General features: G+C 38.6%; 20 protein-coding genes. All 20 read right to left on the minus strand.

What is annotated here, in order from left to right; translation table 11 throughout:
• Positions 1-260: 260 nt before the first annotated feature.
• Positions 261-539 (minus strand): post-transcriptional regulator, encoded by a 279-nt coding sequence (locus BM057_RS07830; protein ID WP_047392664.1) that lies wholly within the window; start codon positions 537-539, stop codon positions 261-263.
• Between the two features lie 358 nt (positions 540-897).
• Positions 898-1218, minus strand: a complete 321-nt coding sequence (gene yajC, locus BM057_RS07835) for a preprotein translocase subunit YajC (protein WP_245741882.1) — start codon at positions 1216-1218, stop codon at positions 898-900.
• A gap of 78 nt (positions 1219-1296) precedes the next feature.
• On the minus strand, positions 1297-2442 hold the full coding sequence (gene tgt, locus BM057_RS07840) for a tRNA guanosine(34) transglycosylase Tgt (protein WP_092092717.1): 1146 nt from the start codon (positions 2440-2442) through the stop codon (positions 1297-1299).
• A 37-nt stretch (positions 2443-2479) separates the two neighbouring features.
• Positions 2480-3082: a TetR/AcrR family transcriptional regulator gene (locus tag BM057_RS07845; protein ID WP_245741880.1), complete on the minus strand. Its 603-nt coding sequence runs from the start codon at positions 3080-3082 to the stop codon at positions 2480-2482.
• A gap of 961 nt (positions 3083-4043) precedes the next feature.
• Positions 4044-5075 (minus strand): tRNA preQ1(34) S-adenosylmethionine ribosyltransferase-isomerase QueA, encoded by a 1032-nt coding sequence (queA, locus tag BM057_RS07855; protein WP_047392667.1) that lies wholly within the window; start codon positions 5073-5075, stop codon positions 4044-4046.
• 15 nt (positions 5076-5090) lie between these two features.
• Positions 5091-6107, minus strand: coding sequence for a Holliday junction branch migration DNA helicase RuvB (gene ruvB / locus BM057_RS07860; RefSeq protein WP_092092746.1), 1017 nt, complete (start codon positions 6105-6107; stop codon positions 5091-5093).
• 21 nt (positions 6108-6128) lie between these two features.
• Positions 6129-6734 carry a Holliday junction branch migration protein RuvA gene (gene ruvA / locus BM057_RS07865; protein WP_047392669.1) on the minus strand — a complete coding sequence of 202 codons (606 nt, stop codon included), beginning with the start codon at positions 6732-6734 and terminating at the stop codon, positions 6129-6131.
• Between the two features lie 312 nt (positions 6735-7046).
• Positions 7047-7487 carry a peptide-methionine (R)-S-oxide reductase MsrB gene (msrB, locus tag BM057_RS07870; protein ID WP_047392679.1) on the minus strand — a complete coding sequence of 147 codons (441 nt, stop codon included), beginning with the start codon at positions 7485-7487 and terminating at the stop codon, positions 7047-7049.
• Between the two features lie 118 nt (positions 7488-7605).
• On the minus strand, positions 7606-9609 hold the full coding sequence (gene mutL / locus BM057_RS07875) for a DNA mismatch repair endonuclease MutL (protein ID WP_047392681.1): 2004 nt from the start codon (positions 9607-9609) through the stop codon (positions 7606-7608).
• A gap of 19 nt (positions 9610-9628) precedes the next feature.
• Complete coding sequence (gene mutS / locus BM057_RS07880; RefSeq protein WP_092092725.1) at positions 9629-12232, minus strand: DNA mismatch repair protein MutS; 2604 nt, start codon at positions 12230-12232, stop codon at positions 9629-9631.
• 125 nt (positions 12233-12357) lie between these two features.
• On the minus strand, positions 12358-13164 hold the full coding sequence (locus tag BM057_RS07885; protein WP_092092728.1) for a TIGR00282 family metallophosphoesterase: 807 nt from the start codon (positions 13162-13164) through the stop codon (positions 12358-12360).
• Between the two features lie 239 nt (positions 13165-13403).
• On the minus strand, positions 13404-14957 hold the full coding sequence (rny, locus tag BM057_RS07890; RefSeq protein WP_425439025.1) for a ribonuclease Y: 1554 nt from the start codon (positions 14955-14957) through the stop codon (positions 13404-13406).
• A gap of 429 nt (positions 14958-15386) precedes the next feature.
• Entirely contained in the window at positions 15387-16448 is a 1062-nt protein-coding gene (gene recA, locus BM057_RS07895) for a recombinase RecA (RefSeq protein WP_047392696.1), read from the minus strand.
• A 189-nt stretch (positions 16449-16637) separates the two neighbouring features.
• A complete protein-coding gene (locus BM057_RS07900) occupies positions 16638-17912 on the minus strand; it encodes a competence/damage-inducible protein A (protein ID WP_092092733.1) in 1275 nt (424 codons plus the stop codon).
• Positions 17913-18189: 277 nt separating this feature from the next.
• A complete protein-coding gene (gene pgsA, locus BM057_RS07905) occupies positions 18190-18771 on the minus strand; it encodes a CDP-diacylglycerol--glycerol-3-phosphate 3-phosphatidyltransferase (RefSeq protein ID WP_047392699.1) in 582 nt (193 codons plus the stop codon).
• 83 nt (positions 18772-18854) lie between these two features.
• Positions 18855-19718, minus strand: a complete 864-nt coding sequence (locus tag BM057_RS07910; protein WP_092092735.1) for a helix-turn-helix domain-containing protein — start codon at positions 19716-19718, stop codon at positions 18855-18857.
• 120 nt (positions 19719-19838) lie between these two features.
• A complete protein-coding gene (ymfI, locus tag BM057_RS07915) occupies positions 19839-20564 on the minus strand; it encodes an elongation factor P 5-aminopentanone reductase (protein WP_092092738.1) in 726 nt (241 codons plus the stop codon).
• Positions 20561-21862, minus strand: a complete 1302-nt coding sequence (yfmH, locus tag BM057_RS07920) for an EF-P 5-aminopentanol modification-associated protein YfmH (protein WP_092092741.1) — start codon at positions 21860-21862, stop codon at positions 20561-20563. The genes ymfI and yfmH overlap by 4 nt, the downstream gene beginning before the upstream one ends.
• Positions 21862-23124, minus strand: a complete 1263-nt coding sequence (gene yfmF, locus BM057_RS07925; protein ID WP_092092743.1) for an EF-P 5-aminopentanol modification-associated protein YfmF — start codon at positions 23122-23124, stop codon at positions 21862-21864. The genes yfmH and yfmF overlap by 1 nt, the downstream gene beginning before the upstream one ends.
• Positions 23125-23349: 225 nt before the next feature.
• Positions 23350-23606, minus strand: a 257-nt coding sequence (locus BM057_RS07930; RefSeq protein ID WP_143074494.1) for an IS3 family transposase, incomplete at its 5' end; no start/stop codon positions are given.

Here is a 23606-nt window from a genome sequence, read left to right on the forward strand (position 1 = left end):
TCATGGCTATCAGTAGCCCTATGCGCCTCCTGAAATTTCTAGAAATAGGATTCTAACGAGCTTAGCATTAAAAAAATTGATTTTTTACAGACCAACGTTAAATATTGTAGAACCTTTATAGTAGTGTCCTATTTTGTATGTTTGTCTCTTAACCAGTCGTATATGGCTTTAGTCGTAAAAGTTTTCATTTGATTTAGTAAAAAAGTTGTCTTGTAAAAGATATCTCGGGTGCATTCAGTTAAACTTTGTTGAAAACACCGTTAAAACAAATCGTTCAAGTTCATTTCATCAAGAGAGCGGACCTGATACACTTGAGCTTCTAAAGAAGCAAAGTCAAGATAATGATTGGGCATAAGGTTTAAAATATCGTTGATCTGTTGATAATAATGTACGGGTATTTCTTTTTTCCATCGAAATGTTTTTAAATACCGCCATATATCTTCTGTTGTTATTTGAGGATACCCAAGATGATGAAATTCTTTTACTTTTAAGTCTATCCATGGTTTCAGTGAGTCAAAGTAAAGTTCCAGTTCTTCCATTCACCTTCACACTCCTTTTCTTCTCCTGATCAAGATAAAAATATGATGACAGATAACAGTTGAAAAAGCAGTCTTTTGTTAGCTAATTCGTATTTTAACAGCTCCTATAATAATCAATTCAGACACTCGTCTTGCACTTTTGGATAGTCTGATTTTTACAAAGAAGCTGTTTCCCTTTGGCTTATCTATTCAATCAATCAGAACGGTTCTCTTCCATTTTATCCTTAAAGACACAAAAAAGAAAGGCATAAGAGCCTTTCCTTAGAATTCTTTAAAATCCATTTTTTATTCTGATTTGTCTTACATGCTCATACATGATGTCATCATTTCAGATTTGATGCGAAAAGTCGTTTATTTCTTACTTCTCTACATCTGCTGAATTTACGTTTGAAGCGGCAGTTGTTGTATCAGCCGTTTTAACGCGAGAAATCGCTCGTCTTTCAAATGTTAAATAAATTCCTTCACAATCCAAAACGATTGTTTTTTCTGCTTCTCTGACTTCATCGACGATTCCATGCAAGCCGCCAATTGTAACTACAGCATCACCTTTTTTCAATGAATCAAGCATACTTTGTGTTTTTTGAGCTGCTTTCTTTTGCGGACGAATCATCATAAAGTACATCAATAGCATAATGACCGCAAAAGGAAGAATACTAAAAATAAATTCCAAGTTGTTCACTCCTTGTTGTTTAAGTAAGATAGTCACATCTTTTCTTATTAACTGTACCAAAAAAAGCCCTTTAATACTACCTATTTTTTAAAAATTCTTTGCTCCTGGCTTGTTATAACCGTACTCTTCAAAAAAGTGTTCTCGATATTCTAACAGCTGATCATCTTTTATCGCTTGACGTATATTTCTCATTACATCTAGCAAGAAGTAAAGATTATGATAACTCGTCAACCGTAAACCAAATGTTTCATCTGCTTTGAATAAATGACGAATGTATGCTCTTGAGTAATTACGGCAAGTGTAACAGTTGCACTGATCATCGATTGGACCAAAATCTCTTGCATATTGTGCGTTTTTTACAACAAGACGTCCTTTGTGGGTCATGCAAGTCCCATTACGCGCAATTCGAGTGGGCAAAACGCAGTCAAACATATCTATACCGCGAATAACGCCATCAATAAAGGAATCTGGTGTTCCTACACCCATAAGATATCTTGGTTTAAGCTGCGGAATCAAAGGCGTTGTATACTCTAATACACGGTTCATTTCCTCTTTTGATTCGCCAACAGACAATCCTCCGATAGAATATCCTGGAAAATCAAGCGATACTAAGTCTCGAGCACTTTGTTTACGTAAATCTTCAAAGCCGCCACCTTGAATGATACCAAATAATCCTTGCGTTTTAGGATTCGCATGTGCCTTTAATCCGCGTTCTGCCCATCTAGATGTTCTTTCAACAGATCGTTTCATGTAATCATGACTCTCGTTGAACGGTGGACATTCATCAAAACTCATCATAATATCTGGCCCTAGTTTATTTTGAATATCAATAGCTTTTTCTGGTGATAGAAACATTTTCGCTCCATTTAAATGGTTGCGGAAATGCACTCCTTCTTCTTCGATTTTACGCATATCAGCTAAAGAAAAAACTTGGAAACCTCCAGAATCGGTCAAAATTCCTTTATCCCAGTTCATAAACTTATGCAATCCACCTGCTTCAGCAACAAGATCTTCTCCGGGTCTCAACCATAAATGATACGTATTGCTTAAGATAATGGAGGCACCCATCTCATCCAACTCTTCAGGCGATATGCTTTTTACAGTGGCCAATGTTCCAACTGGCATAAACATTGGGGTAGGGAATGTACCGTGCGGTGTTATAATTTCTCCCAAACGCGCACCTGTATGCTTTTCTTCTTTGATCAAACGGTATTTGATTGCTGGTTCTACCATTTCTGATTCTCCGTTCTTCTTAATTAAACTATTCTATTTAAAATACTTTTAGCATAAAAGCAATAATATCATCTAAATTCACTGTTTTTACTGCTTCTTCTTCCATATATTCTTCTCGAACTTGATCAATCAGTAAATTCAAGATGGTATTCGTAAAAATATAAGCAAGTGTATCATACTCATCATCAGCTAAACCTTTTTGATTTGTCACTTCACTCAATTTTTTACTGAGCGAACTTCTGATATATTCTTGTTTATAATTAGAGATCGACTTCATTTTTTCATTGCCGACTTCCTTTACAGAACCGATAATGATCGGACGATGTCGCGTATAGATATTTGCAATAAAATATCCCGCTTTCCGTAAAAGATCTTCAGGATCTCTAAAGGTTTGTCCAAAAAACTCGTCCACTTCTTTTGTGATTTGGTGTGTATGTTGCTTATATGCTGTATCAATCAGCAGTTGTTTAGAATGAAAGTTTTTAAAGATCGTTGTTTCATTCACTTCTGCCATTTCCGCTATTTTTTTGGTTGTCGTACTTTTATACCCTACATGCGAGATCAAATCCAAAGCGGCATCAACGATTCGCTGTTGTGTTTTTGTAAGGTGTGTTGAATCGATAGACTGTTTCTCTGTCAATTTTATACCCTCCAATTCTGTCATACTGCTCCTGTCCTTTCCTTGTGTCAAAAACTCTACCACAAAGACCGCGCATCGCTGACTCAATGAAGAATTTTACCACAAATAAAAAAGAAACAAAAGCCAAAATTAACAACTAATAGAATGTGGAGAAAGCCTGGGAGAGTCACAGCAAAAACAGGAAGTTGTTGAAGAGAGCAGAGAAGCGCGCATCAAAACAACTTATCTTTTTTGCAAAGACTCTGGCTTTCGCAACTCAACTAATAGGATGTGGAGCGAAGCCGATAGAGGCGACAGGAAAATGAAAAAGTGCGACACAGAGCATCCCGCGCATGTGAGCATCTTTTGAATTTTACCCGAGACTCTGCCTCGCGCAACTCAACTAAAAAGAAAGGATGTGGAGAAAGCCTGGGAGAGTCACAGCAAAAACAGGAAGTTGTTGAAGAGAGCAGCGAAGCGCGCATCAAAACAACTTATCTTTTTTGCAAAGACTCTGGCTTTCGCAACTCAACTAATAGGATGTGGAGCGAGGCCGATAGAGACGACAGGAGAATGAAAAACAAAATAGAACACCAAGTCGCCATAAGTGCGAAAGTTTTTCAACAATGAATAAATGCGATTATTTCATCTATAACTATTGCAAACGCTTTCTTTATGTGGTAATATAAAGATGGATAGAGAGAGGGTTCATGAAAGGTAGAATAAATATAGGAGATGAGACAACAAGATCATTCTTTTTGTGCAGTTGCTTTACTGTCTCAATCAAGGCGAAACAAAAAAATAAAGTGAGATTTTTTTGAAAATGTTGACGACAGACAAGAAGTAAGTTATTAAAATGTACCAGATCCAAAGATATTAGCTCAGTTAAACGTTTTAAATATTCTATCTTTCTAGTCTCTCTAATAAAAAGAAGCTGGTTTTAAGCCAGCTTCTTTTTTTGTTGAGTTTTGATAAAGTTGTTTTATTTAACGAACATTGCATCGCCAAAGCTGAAGAACCGATATCTTTCTTCTACTGCATGTTGATAAGCAGACAAAACGTGTTCTCTTCCAGCAAAAGCACTGACTAGCATAACAAGAGTCGATTTAGGCAGATGGAAATTGGTTGAAAAAGCATCCACTACTTTAAATTCATATCCAGGTGCAATAAAGATATCTGTCCAGCCGCTGTCGGCTTTGATTTCTCCATTAAATTTCGTACCGATCGTTTCGAGTGTACGAATGGAAGTTGTTCCAACCGCTACGATCCGTCCTCCTGATTGGCGAACTTGGTTGAGTGTAGCTGCTGCTTCTTCAGTCAATCGATAAAACTCTGCGTGCATTTTGTGGTTCTCTATATTATCAACGCTAACTGGTCTGAAAGTCCCTAACCCGACATGCAAAGTTAAAAAGACCAAATGAATTCCTTTTTCTTCAATTTTCTCCAACAATTCCTTTGTAAAGTGGAGTCCTGCTGTTGGTGCAGCAGCTGACCCATTTTCCTTTGCATAGACCGTCTGATAGCGTTCTTGGTCTTCTAGTTTTTCTTTGATATAAGGTGGTAGCGGCATTTCTCCCAATGATTCCAACACTTCTAAAAAGATGCCTTCATAGGAGAATTCAATGATTCGTCCGCCATGGTCTAGTTCTTCTTTAACTTCAGCTTTTAAACGGCCATCTCCAAATTCGATCATTGTGCCAACTTTTGCTCTTTTTGCTGGTTTGACCAAAGTTTCCCATTGATCTTCTTGAGTGTTCTTTAACAGCAACACTTCCAAATGAGCACCTGTTTCTGGCTTTGTACCATAAAGACGTGCTGGTAATACACGAGTATCATTCATGACAAGCGCATCCCCTTGGTTTAACTCATCAATGATCTCTGTAAAATGTTTGTCTTCTACTTTGCCTGTTTGACTGTCTAAGATCATTAGTCTTGAACTTGAACGATCTTTCAAAGGGGTTTGTGCGATGAGTTCTTCTGGTAAATCAAAATCAAAATCTTCTGTGGTTAACATGTTTGTGCTCCTAACTTATTGTTCATTTGTCATTTCAGGGTATCCTAAATGCTGATAGGCTAAGGAAGTTGCAATTCTGCCTCGTGGCGTTCTTTGCAGAAAGCCTGATTGCAATAGGTAAGGTTCGACCATATCTTCAATCGTCTCGATTTCTTCGCCTACATTCGCTGCAATGGTCGATAAGCCGACTGGTCCGCCATTGTAACCTGTGATCAAGAGCTTTAATAACCTTTGATCCACCGTATCCAATCCTTTTTTATCTACTTTCAGCATCTTTAAAGCAGCATCTGCCGCTTCACGCGTGACCACTCCATTTGCCTGTACTTGTGCATAATCGCGTACCCGTTTCAACAGACGGTTAGCGATCCGTGGAGTCCCCCGAGAACGTTTGGCTATTTCTAAAGCCCCATCTTCATGGATCTTCGTGTCAAAGATATCGGCAGAACGCGTCACGATTTCTTTTAAATCCTTTATTTCATAGTATTCCATGTGAGAAACGATGCCAAAGCGATCACGCAAAGGAGCTGATAGTTGTCCGGCTCTTGTCGTAGCGCCTATTAAGGTGAAAGGAGGCAATGGAAAATGGACAGGATGTGTGGAAGGTCCTTGTCCGACAATGATATCCACGTAAAAATCTTCCATGGCGGAATAAAGCATTTCTTCCACCATTCGCGGCAAGCGATGAATCTCATCAATAAATAAAATATCGCCTGCTTCCAAATCATTTAGTAAAGCGACTAGATCCCCTGGTTTTTCGATAGCCGGTCCGCTGGTTGTTCGAATGTCTACTGCCATTTCATTGGCGACAACCATGGCCATCGTTGTTTTCCCCAATCCAGGCGGGCCATATAATAACACATGATCCAGCGCTTCTTGTCTGCCTTTAGCCGCTTCAATATAGATCGACAATTCTTTTTTTACACTTGTTTGACCGATATATTGGCTCAAATACTGAGGACGCAAATTTTTCTCAATGATTTCTTCTTCTAAGCTCTCACTACTGCCTGACACTACACGAGAATCAAATGTCATTTTATTCACCACTTTTCTCTCTTATTTTTTCATTAGCCATTTTAAAGCTTCTCTTAAATAAGCATCTGTTGATTCTTTTGGATTTTTCTTTAATTCTTTTTCCACTTGTTTAACTTCTCTTGCACCATAACCTAAAGCTTCCAACGCTTCTATGGCTTCTTTGATATGGGTATCAGATGACAACTGACTTTCTTCTCTGCCATAGGATCCCATTTCTTCAATACCTAAATCGCCCAGTTTCCCTTTTAGGTCCAATACGATTTGCCCAGCCGTTTTTTTACCGACTCCAGGGAACTTTGTCAAAAACGCCGTATCTTCATTTTCAATAGCCTGTATCAATCCAGTATGGTCTTCATTAGCTAAAATCGCTAGACCGCTTTTAGGACCAATTCCAGACACGCTCAATAATTTTAAATATAACTGTTTCTCATCAAAATCTTTAAAGCCATATAATGTAATGGCATCTTCCCGAACAGCTTGATGTACATATACTTTTGCTTCCTGATTTAGTTTGCTTGAATACCGAAAAGGATTAGCAGAATAAATCAAATAGCCGACCCCGTTTGTTTCCAATACTAAGTAGGCCGGACAGACATATGTAACTTTTCCGATGATATATTCAAACATCTGTTGTCTCCTCGTTTCATTAGTTGGCTGGCCAACCAGCACATTCGTTCCCTTCGTATTTTAACACAAAATAGAAGTCTTGTGGAGATAACGCTGTAAGAAGATGAATCACAGCAAAGTAAAACGAGCTTTCTATCCTATTTCGATCCCCTTTTTATTGAAAATGACGTCACTTTTTTTACATTCTAATTTTTTTCTAAAGATAAAAAAATGACGTTAGCAATTTTCATCACTAACGCCACCCTTATTCTAAGCTTTTACATGTTTCTTTTAAAGCTGATGGTTCATTTTTTCAAACGAATCATCCCTTTTTTATGAAGCAAATAATTTGCGGTATTCACCATATCCTTCTTCTTCCAGTTTGTCTATTGGAACAAATCGAAGAGCTGCTGAATTGATGCAGTAGCGCAATCCGCCCTCTTTAAAAGGTCCATCATTAAAGACATGCCCTAAATGAGAATCTGCATCCTTGCTTCTCACTTCTGTTCGGCGCATACCAAAACGCGTGTCTGTTCGTTCATTGATTTCTTGATTTTCAATTGGTTTCGTAAAAGATGGCCAGCCGCAACCTGCATCATACTTGTCTAAAGAGGAAAATAAAGGTTCTCCGCTTACCACATCGACATAAATTCCATCTTCATAAAAATCGTCATATTTACCTGAAAAAGGACGTTCTGTTCCTTCGTTTTGAGTGACATCATATTGTTCTGGGGTTAGTCTTTGCTTTAGTTCTTCTTTATCATACTTTGCCATGTTGTTCACTCCTATTCAAAATTGATTCGTCTACTGATATTGATTTTACGCTAATTCTGAATAAACTTCAAAAAAGCTGTTTCCTCTTTTGCCGTCGATTCGTCTCCACTTTCAATATTCAATGAGGGTCTTGGATACGTTTAAACATCCTCTCCATATCTTTGTTGCTGAAGTGAATAATCACAGGGCGACCATGCGGACAGTTATAGGGATTCTCCGTTTGTGCTAAATCATGGATAAGGGCACGCGCTTCTTGATCATTTAAATAATGATTGGCTTTAATAGATCCTTTACAACTCATCATAATAGCCGTTGCTTCTCGAAACTTGGCCACACTGATCGATCCATTGATCAGCAGCATATCGATCATTTCACGTACGACTTTTTCTTCATCGCCATGATCGATCCAAACTGGATGGAAGCGTAGCAGAAAACTGTTTTGTCCGAATGCTTCCAGGTAGATTCCTACTTCTTCAAGGGCTTGCTGGTTTTCTTTGATTTTCAATGCATCATTGCTTGGATAGTCTAACATGATCGGAACAAGTAATTCTTGCATGTCTTGGCTGACTTCTCCTATTTTTTTGCGGAAATATTCATATTTGATGCGTTCTTGCGCTGCATGCTGGTCTAAAATATAAAGGCCTGCTTCATTTTGCGCAAACAAATATGTTCCATGCATTTGTCCTATATAGGCTAAGGAAGGAATATGCGGTTGGTCAACAATTTTCTTTTCTTTGTCTTCTTCTTGGAGCATTTTTTCTGCCAGTTTAACAAAAGAGCCTTGATGATTGTCTAACAATTCACTGCGTTTTTTTGTTTTTTCTGCTGTTTCTGATTCGGTTGAAGTTTTTGCCGATTCGTCGTTAAAGGCAGTTGGTGCTATTGTGGACGCTGTTTCTTCTTGTCCTTTAATGAAAAAACGCCCTTCTTTGTTATTGTAGCGTGCGTCTGTCCGTTGTCTTACGAAAGAAGATCTAGATGGTGTTGGCCGATCATTAAAAAGAGAAAAACTCTCCTCATCGTGTTGTTTAGGTTCGATTTTATTTTCCAATTCCATTTGCATTTGTTCTGCTTTTTTTTCTTTTCTATCCGATCGGTTTTTAAAAGAAAAATGTTCTAACGCATCTGGAATCAGTTGTTCTTTACCTAAAGCTTCTTTGACAGCTGATGAGATCAATCCCATCAGTTCTTTTTCCTTGCTGATACGAACTTCCTGTTTTGTAGGATGAACATTGACATCGACGAGCAAAGGATCCATCTCGATTTCTAATGCAACGATAGGAAAGCGTCCGACCATCAATTTCGAACCATAGCCCTGGATAACAGCTTTACTTAAGGCATAGTTTTTAATATAACGGCCATTGACGATCAAAGACATATAGTTGCGGCTGGCACGTGTCAGCTCCGGCAATGAAATATAGCCGGTCACTTTAAAGTCGAGATCTTCATTTGCAACGGGGCGCATTTTTTTTGCAGTCTGTACACCATAAATACCTGCCAGCGCTTGTCTTAAATCACCATTTCCAGTCGTTCGTAAAAGCTGGTGATCATCATGGACTAAACGAAAAGCGACATTTGGATGACTAAGCGCCAAGCGGTTTACGATATCACTAACATTTGCCAATTCTGTTTGAAGAGACTTCACATATTTCAGACGTGCTGGGGTATTAAAGAAAAGATTTTCAACTGTGATCGTTGTTCCTTTTCTTGATCCACTAGCCTTTTCTTCTTCCACTTTTCCGCCTTTTAAATACAAAAACATACCCGATGACAACCCATCAGAAGTTTCGATCCAGATTTCCGAAACCGATGCAATACTTGGCAAAGCTTCACCTCGAAAACCAAGCGAGCGAATTCTGAAAAGATCATCACGCGAATAGATTTTACTGGTTGCATGGCGTTTAAAAGCATTTTTCACTTCATCGGAGGCAATGCCATCTCCATTGTCAATCACTTGAATTTTTTTCAATCCAGCTTCTTCGATCAAAACCTCAATGTGTGTACTATTTGCATCGATTGCATTTTCCACCAATTCTTTTACAACTGAAGCAGGACGTTCAATGACTTCTCCAGCTGCGATTTGATTCGTCAATGTTTCTGAAAGTTCTTTTATTCTTGTCATTGTGTCCGCTCCTTCTTCGTTACTGTTGTCTTACTATTTGTTGCAGCTGATTCAATTTATTCAATGCTTCAAGCGGCGTCAAGTTTAGAATGTTCAATTCATTGAGTTCTTTAATGATCTGCTCATTCTTTTCATCGCCAAAAGCAAACAAGGTCAGCTGTTCCTCAGTTTTGACTTGCTCCTCTTCCACTTCTGTTTGTTCAGCTTCTATATACGACTCACTTTTGTCAGCAGGCATCTCTTTGCCTTCTAATATTTCTAAGATATCGGCTGCTCTTGTGAGCAAAGACCGAGGTAATCCAGCTAATTGAGCAACTTGAATCCCATAACTCTTATCAGATGGCCCAGCAAGCATCTTATGCAAAAAGACCAGCTCTCCGTTTTCTTCCACCGCTCCTACATGAATATTTTTTAAACGCGGCAGTCTTTCCTCTAAGGCCGTTAACTCATGATAATGCGTGGAGAAGAGTGTTTTTGCATGAACTTCTTGATGGATATATTCTATGATCGCTTCTGCCAAAGCCATTCCATCATAAGTTGCTGTTCCTCTTCCGATTTCATCAAATAAAATCAAACTATTAGGCGTTGCATAAGTCAAAGCTTGATTCGCTTCCATCATCTCGACCATGAACGTGCTTTGTCCAGAGATCAAATCATCTGCCGCACCGATTCTAGTAAAAATCCGATCAAAGATTGGCAATTCAGCTTTATCAGCCGGTACAAAGCAACCCATCTGCGCCATGATCACCGTTAAAGCCAATTGACGCATATAAGTGCTTTTCCCGGACATGTTAGGTCCAGTGATCAACAACATATCCGTTGCTTGGTCCATCTCTACACTATTGGGAACGTAGGCTTGTTTACCTAGAACTTTTTCAACTACTGGATGGCGTCCTTCTGTCAACAAAATAGGCTGGCTGCCCTGTTTCATTTCAGGGCGCACATAATGATATTTTTCACTGATACTAGCAAAACTTTGCAGGACATCGACTTCAGCTACAGTTTTCGCCAGTTGTTGTACACGTTCAATGTAGGATTTTACATCTTCTCGAACTTGAGTAAACAGTTCATACTCAAGGGCCAGCGATTTTTCTTCAGCTTCTAAAATAATCGCTTCTTTTTCTTTTAATTCAGGCGTTATAAAACGTTCTGCATTTGCCAGTGTTTGTTTACGTTCATATCGTTCTTCTGGCAGGTGCTGTAAGTTGGCTCTTGATACTTCAATATAGTAGCCAAAAACTTTGTTATATCCGATTTTCAAATTTTTGATACCTGTACGTTCTTTTTCCTGAGCTTCCATATTTGCGATCCACTGTTTACCGTTCCTCATGGCATCTCGATACGTATCCAACGTACGGTCAAAGCCATCTTTGATCACTCCGCCATCTTTTATGGAGATCGGTGCATCTTCATGAATCGCTTGTTCGATCAGTTCTACAACATCTGTTACAGGATCTAGACGTTCTAATAAATGAGACCATTCAGTTTTTTCGTTCATCAGTTCAATCACTTGAATCAGCAGCGGAATTTGCATCAATGAAGTTTTTAACTGAATAAGATCTCGTCCATTAACATTTCCAAAAGCGACTCTTCCTGCTAGGCGCTCTAGATCGTACACTTTCGTCAGTACATCATTTAAATCCGTACGTTCAAAAAAATGATCGATGAGATTTTCGACAATTTCTTGTCGTTGCTCGATTTTTTCTTTTTGGATCAGTGGACGATCGATCCATTGCTTCAATAAACGACCACCCATAGCAGTTTTGGTCTCATCTATCAGCCAAAGAAGTGTTCCTTTCTTTTGACCGCCACGAATAGATGCCGTCAATTCTAAATTTTGTTTAGAATAGTGATCCATTTTCAAAAAATGTGAAGGTACATAGACTTCAGCTTGCTGCAAGTGTCCCAAGCTTCTTTTTTGGGTAACAGATAGATAAGAGAGAAGTAAGTGCAGAACGTTTTTCATCTCTGGATCAGCAACATTTATCGTTAAATCTTCTTCCTTTTCAACGATTTCTTTTTGGATAGAAACCAAAATCCCTAGTGACGTCCTCAGTTTTTCTTGAATCTCTAAACCAGCCGCTGCTTGAAAGACAATTTCTTTGGTCTTCAAACTCATCAGCTCACTGAATAATTCTTCTTGCGTGGAGAGCTGCGTTACTTTCAATTCGCCGGTACTAAGATCTGCATATGCAAGATTGAAGGTATTCCGTTCTCCTTCAACTAAGGCGGTCAAGTAGTTATTTGTCTTACCATCTTGATTTTTTAAATCCATTGCAGTTCCAGGTGTTATTAACTGGATGACTTCCCGTTTGACCATTCCCTTCGTTGCTTTAGGATCTTCCATTTGTTCACAAATAGCAACTTTGTAACCTTGCTCGATCAAAGTATCGATATACCCCTTAGCAGAATGATAAGGAACGCCGCACATTGGGATTGGATCGTCAGCATTTCGGTTACGACTTGTTAAGGTCAATTCTAGTATTTGTGCACCTTTAATAGCATCTTCATAAAACATTTCGTAAAAATCACCTAAGCGATAAAACAAAAATGCATCCGGATATTGTTTCTTGATACTTTGATACTGCTCCATCATCGGTGTCTGTTTTGTCTTTTGCGGCATGATTTTACTCCTCTTCTTTCATTACAACAGGTTTTTGGGAAATTTTTTATTCGTTGTCAAAAGAACAGGCAGTGGACCCTGAGTATCAATGGGATCTTCCGCCTGTTTTTCCAGCATCATTTGTTTTAATAATCTAAGCCAAAAGGACGATCTTCATTGATCATAAATGGTTCGATTTTTTTGGCTCTTCCTGTCACATCATCTAATTCAATAAAGCAAGCTGACAACAGCTGCCGCCCTTCTTTAGGTACTTCAAAGCGTGTTGGCAATTGCGTTAGAAATTTTCTTAATACTTGTTCTCGTTTCATCCCAAGTATGGCATCATAAGGACCTGTCATTCCGACATCGGTCAAATAAGCTGTTCCTTGCGGTAAAATGCGGGCATCATTCGTTTGTACGTGGGTGTGTGTACCTACAACAGCAGATACTCTTCCATCTAAATACCAGCCCATTGCTTGTTTTTCACTCGTTGTTTCAGCATGAAAATCAACAAAAATATGTGACGTTCTTTTTTCAGCTTCTGCTATTAGGAGATCGGCTTTTTTGAAAGGATCATCCACATCTGACATAAAGGTTCTGCCGTGAAGGTTGATGACGGCCAATTCATGTTGATTGATCTTTATGTATGCTATTCCTTTTCCTGGTGTCGTTTCTTCTGGAAAGTTTGCAGGGCGTATCAATTTATTGGCGCCATCGATAAATTCAAAGATATCTTTATTGTCCCATGTATGGTTCCCCATTGTAACGATATCTACACCATCTTGCAAAAAGTTTTTATAGATTTTTTCGGTGATCCCTCTGCCAGCTGCTGCATTTTCTCCATTTAAAATCGAGATTTGCGGTTTAAATTGTTTTTTTATTTTTGGCAAATACTCGTGTACCATTTCTCTGCCCAACGATCCAACTACATCTCCAATAAATATTAATCTCATGTAAGTCCTCTTCTCTGATTGTTACGCTCGGTTTCTTTAGCGGTTTTCTAGTAGAACAGTATAAACGAAACCTTTTCTCCTTTACATTTTAACAATAATCACCTCGAAAATAAAGCTGAGATATCGATCTCTTCAAGTAAATAAAGAAGAGCTCAGGACATGATCCTGAACTCTTCTTTATTTACTTGCGAATCGTTTTCTTCTTTTGTATAAACACATGTGGAGCTTATTCAAACCTTTTATTTCGCGTACTCGATTGCTCTCGTTTCTCTGATGACAGTGACTTTAATATGTCCTGGATAATCCAATTCTTCTTCAATTTGATTACGGATATCTCTAGCTAGTTTAATCGCTGCTAGATCATCAACATTTTCAGGTTTTACCATAATCCGCACTTCACGTCCTGCTTGAATAGCATAACTTTGTTCAACACCATCAAATCCACGACAAATGTCTTCAAGTTTTTCTAAACGATGGATGTAATTTTCCAAAGATTCGCTTCTAGCACCTGGTCTAGCAGCTGACAATGCATCTGCAGCAGCTACTAAAACGGAAATAACAGAGTTCGCTTCGACATCTCCATGGTGAGAGGCAATTGCATTCACAACGGTATCATTCTCTTTGTATTTTCTTGCAATTTCAGCACCGATTTCCACGTGTGAACCTTCAATATCATGATCCAATGCTTTTCCAATATCATGAAGCAATCCTGCTCGCTTAGCCAACGTTACATCTTCACCTAGTTCAGCAGCCATAATTCCTGCTAATTTCGCTACTTCAATCGAATGGATCAATACGTTTTGTCCGTAACTTGTTCTAAAATGCATACGACCGATGATTTTGATCAAGTCTGGATGTAAAGAATGGATGCCCACTTCAAATGTTGCTTTTTCTCCAATATCACGAATACGTTCATCCATTTCTTTCCGTGATTTCTCAACCATTTCTTCAATACGTGCCGGATGGATCCTTCCATCTTGAATCAATTTTTCTAAAGCCATTTTAGCTATTTCGCGACGAATCGGATCAAAACCGCTAAGAACGACAGCTTCTGGCGTATCGTCAATAATCAAGTCCATACCTGTTAAAGATTCAAGCGTCCGGATATTTCTGCCTTCTCTTCCGATGATGCGTCCTTTCATGTCGTCATTTGGTAAATTGACCACAGAAACAGTTGTTTCAGCAACTTGATCTGCTGCACTTCTTTGAATCGCTGTAACGATTAAATTTTTTGCTCTTCGCTCAGCTTCTTCTTTTGCTTGATCTTCAGCTTGCTTGATCATTACAGCTGTTTCATTTGAAAGTTCTTCTTCTGTCTCTTCGCGGATCACTTGACGAGCTTCTTCTCTTGATAAAGCTGCGATTCGTTCAAGTGCTGCTTGTTGTTCATCAATCAAAGTATGAGCTTTCTTCTCTAATTCGTTAATTTGTTGTTGTCTTGAACTTAATTGATCTTCTTTTGCCTCAATTCCCTGTTCGCGTTTTTCTAAGTTATTACTTTTACGATCCAGGTTGTCTTCGCGCTGAGCTACTCTATTTTCTTGTCTTGAGACTTCTGCGCGTCTGTCTTTTAGCTCATTCTCAATTTCAGTTCGATATTTATGGCTTTCATCCTTTGCTTCCAACATCGCTTCCTTTTTCATGGTTTCTGCTTCTTTTTTTGCATTCTCCAAAATTCCAGCTGCAGTGTTTCGAGCACCATCCAATTCTTTTTCATGAGTTGATTTGCGGATGATGTACCCAATCATTAGACCGACAACTAAAGTAACGATAGCGAAGGCTAATTCTCCAATACCCAATTTAACACCTCCGTATCACTGATTTAATTTAAATATTTATTTATTCAGTCACTTGGCAAACCCTTTCTTTTTGCCAAAAAACATCGAATTTTAATTACTGGCTCTTTCTATAAATAGAAAAGAACCAATAGTTTAATTTTAATTGTCCTGCCAGCTCATGTCAACATTAACTGTAAACTAAGTTACTTTCTATGCGTAATAATGCAGAACAGTTGTACAGAATCTATACCTTGCCTTTCTTTTTTATCTGCTAGTCGTGAAACACCAAAATCTTTGGCATAAAAACGCCCTTTCGTTTCTCTAACTGCTACTCTAATTTCCTTTATAGATAAAGAAAAATATACAAAAAAGCGCTGCAATGAGAGAGGCTCTCTTATTGCAGCGCTTTTTAACAGACAAAAGAAATATAATGTTGTTTTCTTACTATTCGTCTAACAAATCAATTTCTTCTGCTGCTGCCGCGTCGGCACCTTTTGTTTCATCTTCTGGCAGGTCTTCACCTATTCCATAAGCTGCACGAACTTTCCCTTCGATTTCTGCTCTAAGTTCTGGATGATCTAGGAAATAATTTTTGGCATTTTCTCTTCCTTGGCCAATACGTTCTTCTCCATAAGAATACCATGCACCAGCTTTGTCAATGATATCTTTTTCAGCACCCATATCCACTAACTCACCAACTTGCGAGATCCCTTTTCCGTACATAATGTCAACTTCTGCTACTCTGAAAGGAGGTGCGACTTTATTTTTAACAACTTTGATACGCGTCCGGTTCCCCAGCACTTCAGTACCTTGTTTGATCTGTTCTGCTCGACGTACTTCTAATCGAACAGTACTGTAGAATTTTAAGGCTCTTCCTCCTGGTGTTGTTTCAGGATTACCAAACATGACGCCGACTTTTTCACGAATTTGGTTGATAAAGAGAACGATCGTCTTGGTTTTATTGATCGAACCTGATAGTTTTCTTAAAGCTTGTGACATCAGACGAGCTTGCAGTCCCACATGGGCATCTCCCATTTCGCCTTCAATTTCAGCACGCGGAACCAAAGCTGCTACAGAGTCAACGATGACGATATCTACTGCACCACTGGAAACTAAAGCATCTGCAATTTCTAGACCTTGTTCGCCTGTGTCCGGTTGAGAAAGCAATAATTCGTCGATATTTACACCTAAAGCTGTGGCATATTTAGGATCCAACGCATTTTCAGCATCGATAAAAGCTGCCACTCCGCCTTGTTTTTGCACTTCTGCTACGGCATGCAACGCAACGGTTGTTTTACCAGAGCTTTCAGGCCCATAGACTTCAATGATTCGTCCGCGGGGAAAACCGCCTACGCCTAAAGCCACATCTAAAGCTAAAGAACCACTAGGAATAGTAGAAATTTTAGTGTCTACTTTTTCCCCCATTTTCATTACAGATCCTTTACCAAAGTTCTTTTCGATTTTTTTTAGTGCCAGATCCAAAGCTTTTTTGCGATCATCTGCCATTCTTGTTTCCTCCTAAAGTCACATTTTCAGTTTGTTTAATTTTTTATAGTTATGATTTGCTTGCAAGAGTAATCATACCTGTTTTTGCTTTAAAAAGCAAGAAAAAAGGGAACAAACTTTCGGTTTCATCTTAAAATTTTACATCTTTTTGACAAGTTGGATAAGGGGAAAAACAGTAGAAATGCAACTTTATTTTTCACTTGTCACTTTATTTGAAAGGGGCAAATCCAGCAACACACGCCTAATCAGGTCTAAACCAGATAAAACGGCTCTTTTGCGGTTATTATTGCGGTCTTTAGCAAAGCGATAATGCTTGGCAAAGCTTGGTTTTCCTTTCATAGAAAAGCCAATCCATACTGAGCCGGGCAGCTCTCCTTCTAGAGAAGAAGGTCCTGCTGCGCCAGTAAAAGAAATACCAATCGTCGCCTGAAACAAATCTCTAGCTTTCTCTGCCATTTCGATTGCGCAATCTGCACTCACAACACCATAGCGTTCAATCGTATCGGATGAAACGCCTAAAACGTCTTCTTTTATTGTATGACTATAAGTGACGATACCGCCTGCAAAACATTCACTTACACCGCTTACAGAAGCCAACTCACTTTGGAAAGCTCCTCCTGTTAGACTTTCAGCAGCTGTTATTTGAAGTCTTTTTTCAATCAGTAGCTGTTTGACTTCATTTGCAAGACGATTGTTTTCACCATAACCATATAAAAATTCTCCCACTCTAAATTGAATCTCTTTTTCAAGTGAATCAATCAATGCTTGGCAGCTTTTCTCTGTTGTTCCTTTGGCTGTTAGGCGAACCGTTACTTCATGATCTCCGGCATAAGTTGCAATCGTAGGATTGGTTTGTTGTTCGATTAAATCATTTAATTTACTTGCCAGTGTTGATTCTCCAATACCAAAAAAACGCAAAACACGAGAAACCATGACGCTCTCTTCTGTAGATTCAGCTAGTAGCAGAGGTTTCACTTCATTCTCAAACATCGGTTTCAATTCACTAGGCGGACCAGGCAGCAAGATATAAAGATGCCCTTCTTTTTCTAAATAAGTTCCAGCGGCTAAACCTGTTGTATTTTTTAACACCGTCGAATCTTTTAAAACTTGAGCCTGTTTCCAGTTATTTTCTGTCATTTTGCGATCCAAATTCCGATAAAAACGGATCACTTTTTCTGCTGCTCCATCATCTGTTACTAAGGGAACGTTGAGGTAAGCTGATAAGGTTTCTTTCGTCAAATCATCTTTTGTTGGCCCAAGTCCGCCTATAAAGATATGGATATCACTTCTCCTTTCAGAATGTCTCATCACTTCTTCCAATCGCTTTTGATTGTCCCCAACAACGGTTTGGTAATAGCAATCGATCCCCATCTCAGCTAATTCTCTAGATAAGTACGCCGCATTCGTATTTAAAATTTGTCCTAATAATAATTCTGTTCCAACCGCAATAATTTCAGCATTCATGGTTTAAACCCCTATTCTTAATATACGCCATATATTCAAATTCCATTTCATTTTATCATAAACTTTAAATAAAAAAGCCGAGAAAGCGTTAGGATCTGCTCCTACTATATCTATATCCAACGCTTTTCAAGTTTCAGCGTCTTCTATAGAAGGAACAGAGCACTATAGCTCACTCTCAGCTTTTTAGTTTTCTCTTTTTATCAAAAACCATATAAAAAAAATTCTTCGATATTCTTTGCGTCCCATTCTTAAAATGAAGCGACTCGTTTTTTTCTTGTTACATCGATCCCTTAAAAATATCTGCATTTTTCACAAAGTAATCTGCACCTGAGTAAATGGTAAAGAACAAACAGATATATAACATGATTTCACCAATTGAAAAGCCTAACCCGCCAAAAGGAAAATCGTTTAATAAAAGAAATAAAATGGCAAACATCTGGGTATTGGTTTTGATTTTTCCAGGCCAAGCTGCTGCTAAAACTGTTCCGCCTTGTTCAACTAACAATAAACGCAACCCCGTTACCGCCAATTCGCGTGCAATAATAATGGCAACGACCCAACCAGGAGCTAATCCTTCTCCCACTAATAAAATAAAAGCAGTAGCGACTAACAACTTGTCTGCCAAAGGATCAGCAAATTTCCCAAAATTAGTCACTAAACCTTGTGCACGTGCAATATATCCGTCAAGCCAATCTGTAAAGCTGGCAACTGCAAAAATAATGGCAGCAGTCAGCTTCGTGATGTCTATAGAAGAACCTAAGACAGATATCGTCCCCCAATCAAATGGAACGACCATGATGATCATAAATACAGGAATCAGAAAAATCCTCAATACAGTTAGCTTATTTGGTAAATTCATCTCGTATACCTCTTCCTCTTTATTCAAACTCAAAAATAAGAAGACCCATGGCGATGACCAAAGGACTTCCTGTCGCAGTTCGCTTACTCTGCTGGTTCAAACTGAAATTTTATTTCTTGACGTACTTTATCACTTGCTTCAGGAGCATAATCAACTTGTTGTCCGTTCAACTGGACTTTCGTTGCTGGAGCATTGCCAATAACGGCAGACACGGATTTAGCCTCCTTCGGAACAGCCGCCTCTAACTGATCTCCATTGCTTAAGAGTCCTTGTTCTAGTGTCTTGCCATCTGCTTCGATACTGACCCAAGAGTCGCCTCCTTCAGCTGACAATACAACTGTTGCACCTTCCGCTTGACCGGTAACCGTATAAACAGTAGTTGCTCCAGTAGAAGAAGAAACTTCAATTTTTTGTTTTGTTGCGTCATTTTTATTTTTATCAGATGCTGTCGGTTCAGCGGTTGCACTTGACGTAGCACCATTCGCGCTAGAAATCGTCATACTTTCGGAAGTAGAAGAAATCATTTCTGCTCCATTTTTGCTCGCTGTCTTATTGACTGCAACATAGATGGATACGCCAATAGCGATCACGAGCAGAGAGATGAGGATCGTCGGCAAATAATCTTGAACCGTTTCTGAAACTTGGTTGTGTGGTCTACTTCCAGTTCTTGTTTGACTTGAACTGACTTGCTCTGCGTATTCCTCGTCATGAGTATGCGGAACAGTATCATTATACTCTTCCAGCAATTGATCTCCATTCAATCCAACTGTATCAGCATATTGTTTAATAAAAGCTCTCGCATAAAACTTTCCAGGCATCACATCAAAATTGCCTTCTTCGATCGCAATCAAATATCGTTTTTGGATTTTAGTTTTTTGTTGTAAATCATCCAGTGTAAAGCCCTTTGCTTTCCGAGCTTCTTTCAATCTTTCTCCAACTTGGTTCATGGGCGGCTCACCTGCCTGTTCTAAATATTTAGGGAGTTTTCACACACATCAAGAGTATAACATACACGTATAAATAGAAACATAAATTTTTTCCTAAAATCCAGCTGTTTCCGTACACTATTATCTTAGCCATCCTCCACTAACAACGATTGATTGCCCGGTCAAATAGGCGCTTCTCTCATCCAACAGCTGCTTGACCCAAAAACTGATTTCTGATGTTTTACCCATTCTTCCCATTGGAATCTCGTCTTTCAACACTTGGATATCATCTTTAGAAAAACTCTGATTCATTTTTGTCTCGATCGCTCCTGGCGAAATGGCATTGACCGTGATGCCTAAACTAGCCACTTCTTTGCTGTAAGCTTTAACAAAAGCCAGCTGAGCCCCTTTAGTTGTGCTGTATAGCACTTCCATGGCACTACCCATTTCTCCATAGACAGAGCTGATAAATACAATCCGTCCATGTTTAGAAAGCGCTAGTTTTGTCTGCAATTGCTGTACGAGTAAAATCGGTGTGCGAACATGAACAGCCCACATATTGTCCATATCCTTGGGATCAGCATCCGTCAATAAATTAAACGTCGTAAAGCCGCTGGCAAAAACAATGGCATCTACTTGAAAAAGATTATTTAAGAAATCAGGAAGTTCCTCTACATTCGCCATATCCATATGCAGCTTGAAAAAATCTTGCTTCGGATATTGTTTCGCATACTGCTCGATCTGCTCATTAATACTCATTTCGTCAGAACGATAATGTAAATAGAGCGACCAACCATCATCAGCCAGTTCATGGGCAATTTCTTTTCCTATTGCGCCGCTAGCTCCCATGATCAAAGCAAATTTCATTCCTTTTTCTCTCCTTTAGACAAAATATGAAAGGCACTTAAACGCTCTTCATGCATAAATTGATCAGCCATATAAAGAATATCTTCTAAGGTGATGGCTTCAATGATAGGGACCAAATCAAAGAGTGTGGCCTCTCCATAAGTTTGTTGACTGTACTGGTTTGCAATAAATTCAAGAGAATTTAAAGACTGTAGATGCTGACCGATCATTCTCTTTTTAATCAACATCAGATTTTTTTCTGTCAGCTCTGGACTATCTTTAGCTGACAACAATATTGCTTTGATCGTTTCGCTAAACCGCTCAGGGTCTTTTGTATCGCTGCTGACGGCAACAAAGTTAAAAGAGCGTTCCAATTCGTAGTCATAAGAAAAACTGTCATCAAGAATTCCTTGATCATATAAGCGCAAATAATTGCTGGAAGTAGGACCAAACAATAGACGTAACAAAATATCCATTTTTGTTTTGTGGATCATAGCTTCTTTTCCTTGTGGTGCAGGTTCTGCTCCTTTGATTCCCACAATACTTTTCGGACGATTTACCGGCATACTGATTGCATGAAAAGGACGAATATCTGTTACCGTTTCTTCTGGGAAAAAACGTTCGATAGCTTCAGCTTCTTCAAATGTTTTAGCTGCTTGGTTTTGACGAATGAAAGTCATCAAATCATCTGGATCCAGTTTTCCGACAACAAACAAATTCATGTTGCTTGGATGATAGAAGGTCTTGTAGCAGGTGTACAGAAGTTCTGGCGTGATCTCCATAATGCTTTCTACAGTACCTGCAATATCGATATGCAAAGGATGTTTAGGATATAAATTTCCTAATAAACCAAAAAATAAACGCCAGTCTGGTTCATCGTCATACATTTGGATCTCTTGAGCAATGATCCCTTTTTCTTTATTTACCGTTTCTTCTGTAAAATAAGGTTCTTGAACAAAATCAAGTAAGGTGCCCAAGTTTTCTTTTACTTGGTTCGTACTAGAAAAAAGATAGCTCGTTTGTGTAAAGCTGGTAAAAGCATTAGCAGCTGCGCCCATACGACCAAACTTTTGAAAAACATCACCATCCTCTTTTTCAAACATTTTATGCTCTAGAAAATGCGCAATACCATCAGGAACACTAATTTTTTCTGATTTTCCTAATGGTACAAATGTATTGTCAATTGATCCATATTTTGTTGTAAACAAGCCATATGTTTTATGAAAACCGTTTTTAGGCAATAGCGTGACTGTTAATCCATTTGGCAAAACTTCTGTATAAACTGTTTCGTCTAATTGTGCGTATACTATCTTTTCCATTATTTTACGCCTCCTGATAGGAAGAAAATCCCTTTTAATTTGACTTTTTTCGCAACTTCTATCACTTGTTCGCGCGTAACCATTTCGATCCCTTCGATCCATTCTTGCAAACTGACCGTTTTGCCTAAAGCCAATTGGTTGGCATAAATGCGTTCGATCACACTGCCGGGATTATCTTCCGACTGGATCAGCTGATTTTTCAACATGTTTTTAGTTTGAAGAAAAGCTGTCTCAGTAAAATCACCAGCTTGCATATCGTAAAGTTGTTCTGCAACGATTGCTTTTACTTTCTCAGACTCTTTGCCATCGATACCTGTTTGTACAACCATCACTCCACGGAAGGTATCCAAGGAACTTGCAGCATAATAAGCAAGACTTTCCTTTTCACGTACATTCATAAACAACTTTGAATGCGGAAAACCGCCAAATAGCCCATTAAAGACTTGTCCGGCATAATAATCTTCTCCATGATAAAAAACAGAAGTAGTATAACCTAAATTTAACTTAGCTTGCGTAACTTCTTGCTCTTCTGTTTTTTCTCTTAATTCACTTGTAGATGTTGTTTGATAAAAAGGAGAGCGTGGTGCGATTTGTCGTGCATTGAACGAGAAGTTTTTAAAATAAGCTACTATTTCATCTTGTTCAACATCCCCCATCACATAAATGTCTACCTCATCATCTTGAATCATAGATTGATAATACTGATAAAGTGAACTTGATGTGATCTTTTCCAAATCTTCTGCCGTTCCGATACTTGGAACTTTTTGGCTGCTGTCCTCAAATAACAATGCTTGCAAGGCTAAACTAGCGTAGGTTTGTTTGTCATCATAAAGTCCATCATAATCATCTCTCAGTTTTTCTTTTTCACGTTTGAACGTGGTTTGATCAAAGTGCTGTTCTTCAACATTCGGATGAAAAAGGACTTCTTCTAAAAACTGAACGGCTTTTTCTGTAATGCCGTTCCCCATCGTTAAGTATTTTTCGTTTACGATATTTAAACTGACCGTTAAAATATGTTGATTGCCTTTTCTGCTGACGGCAGTTCCAAAACTCGCACCAAATAATTCAGACAACTCTGAACGAAAAGCCGTTTGTGTTGGATAGCGCTTGCTGCTGATTTCTAACAAATTAGCAATCATTGTTCGTTGAGTAATCGTTTCTTTTTTTAATGGCGCTTTAAATTTAAGCGTGATTTGAATCGTTTTATATTTATTAGTGGGCAGCAGATGCAACTGGACACCTTCTGTAAGTTGAATAGACATATTTTTTCCTCCTAATGATTAAAAAGGCCGCTGTTTTCTTTTTTTGATCAACGCCCTTTGTCAAGAAACTTTCCTTCTCAATATCTGCTTTCTATTTTAGTTGAAATAGAAAAAAACAGCAAGGTACAGTGCTGTACCTTGTAGTGACCCCCAAATATTAGACTTTTTTGAAGTGGAGAAATCCACTTCTTTTTTTCTACTTTTATCCGCAAGAAACTTCTAACCCTAAGCGGCGTTCTGAATTTCTTTACGATAGTCGATTGGACTCATCCAATCGAGTTTCCGTTTGATTCTTCTGTGATTGTAATAGTCGATAAATGTGACGATTGTTCTCTCTAGTTCTTCGTAGCTATGAAAAACTTGTCCATGATATACTTCTTGTTTCAAAAGACTAAAGAAATTTTCCATTGGTGAATTGTCCAAACAATTTCCTTTACGAGAGAAACTTTGGAAAATGCTGTGTTTCTTCAATTCTCTTTGAT

It is taken from the genome of Pisciglobus halotolerans, assembly GCF_900113675.1.
Taxonomy (GTDB): Bacteria; Bacillota; Bacilli; order Lactobacillales; family Carnobacteriaceae; genus Pisciglobus; species Pisciglobus halotolerans.

What these genes read in the sequence shown, in the direction of transcription:
- BM057_RS07910 (WP_092092735.1), bottom strand. Translation starts at nt 19,718, where the DNA reads ATGAACCAAGTTGGAGAAAGATTGAAAGAAGCTCGGAAAGCAAAGGGC.
- queA (WP_047392667.1), bottom strand. Translation starts at nt 5,075, where the DNA reads ATGTTAACCACAGAAGATTTTGATTTTGATTTACCAGAAGAACTCATC.
- yfmF (WP_092092743.1), bottom strand. Translation starts at nt 23,124, where the DNA reads ATGTCTATTCAACTTACAGAAGGTGTCCAGTTGCATCTGCTGCCCACT.
- mutL (WP_047392681.1), bottom strand. Translation starts at nt 9,609, where the DNA reads ATGACAAGAATAAAAGAACTTTCAGAAACATTGACGAATCAAATCGCA.
- mutS (WP_092092725.1), bottom strand. Translation starts at nt 12,232, where the DNA reads ATGCCGCAAAAGACAAAACAGACACCGATGATGGAGCAGTATCAAAGT.
- BM057_RS07885 (WP_092092728.1), bottom strand. Translation starts at nt 13,164, where the DNA reads ATGAGATTAATATTTATTGGAGATGTAGTTGGATCGTTGGGCAGAGAA.
- ymfI (WP_092092738.1), bottom strand. Translation starts at nt 20,564, where the DNA reads ATGAAATTTGCTTTGATCATGGGAGCTAGCGGCGCAATAGGAAAAGAA.
- tgt (WP_092092717.1), bottom strand. Translation starts at nt 2,442, where the DNA reads ATGGTAGAACCAGCAATCAAATACCGTTTGATCAAAGAAGAAAAGCAT.
- ruvB (WP_092092746.1), bottom strand. Translation starts at nt 6,107, where the DNA reads ATGACATTTGATTCTCGTGTAGTGTCAGGCAGTAGTGAGAGCTTAGAA.
- pgsA (WP_047392699.1), bottom strand. Translation starts at nt 18,771, where the DNA reads ATGAATTTACCAAATAAGCTAACTGTATTGAGGATTTTTCTGATTCCT.
- recA (WP_047392696.1), bottom strand. Translation starts at nt 16,448, where the DNA reads ATGGCAGATGATCGCAAAAAAGCTTTGGATCTGGCACTAAAAAAAATC.
- yfmH (WP_092092741.1), bottom strand. Translation starts at nt 21,862, where the DNA reads ATGGAAAAGATAGTATACGCACAATTAGACGAAACAGTTTATACAGAA.
- BM057_RS07900 (WP_092092733.1), bottom strand. Translation starts at nt 17,912, where the DNA reads ATGAATGCTGAAATTATTGCGGTTGGAACAGAATTATTATTAGGACAA.
- msrB (WP_047392679.1), bottom strand. Translation starts at nt 7,487, where the DNA reads ATGGCAAAGTATGATAAAGAAGAACTAAAGCAAAGACTAACCCCAGAA.
- ruvA (WP_047392669.1), bottom strand. Translation starts at nt 6,734, where the DNA reads ATGTTTGAATATATCATCGGAAAAGTTACATATGTCTGTCCGGCCTAC.
- BM057_RS07830 (WP_047392664.1), bottom strand. Translation starts at nt 539, where the DNA reads ATGGAAGAACTGGAACTTTACTTTGACTCACTGAAACCATGGATAGAC.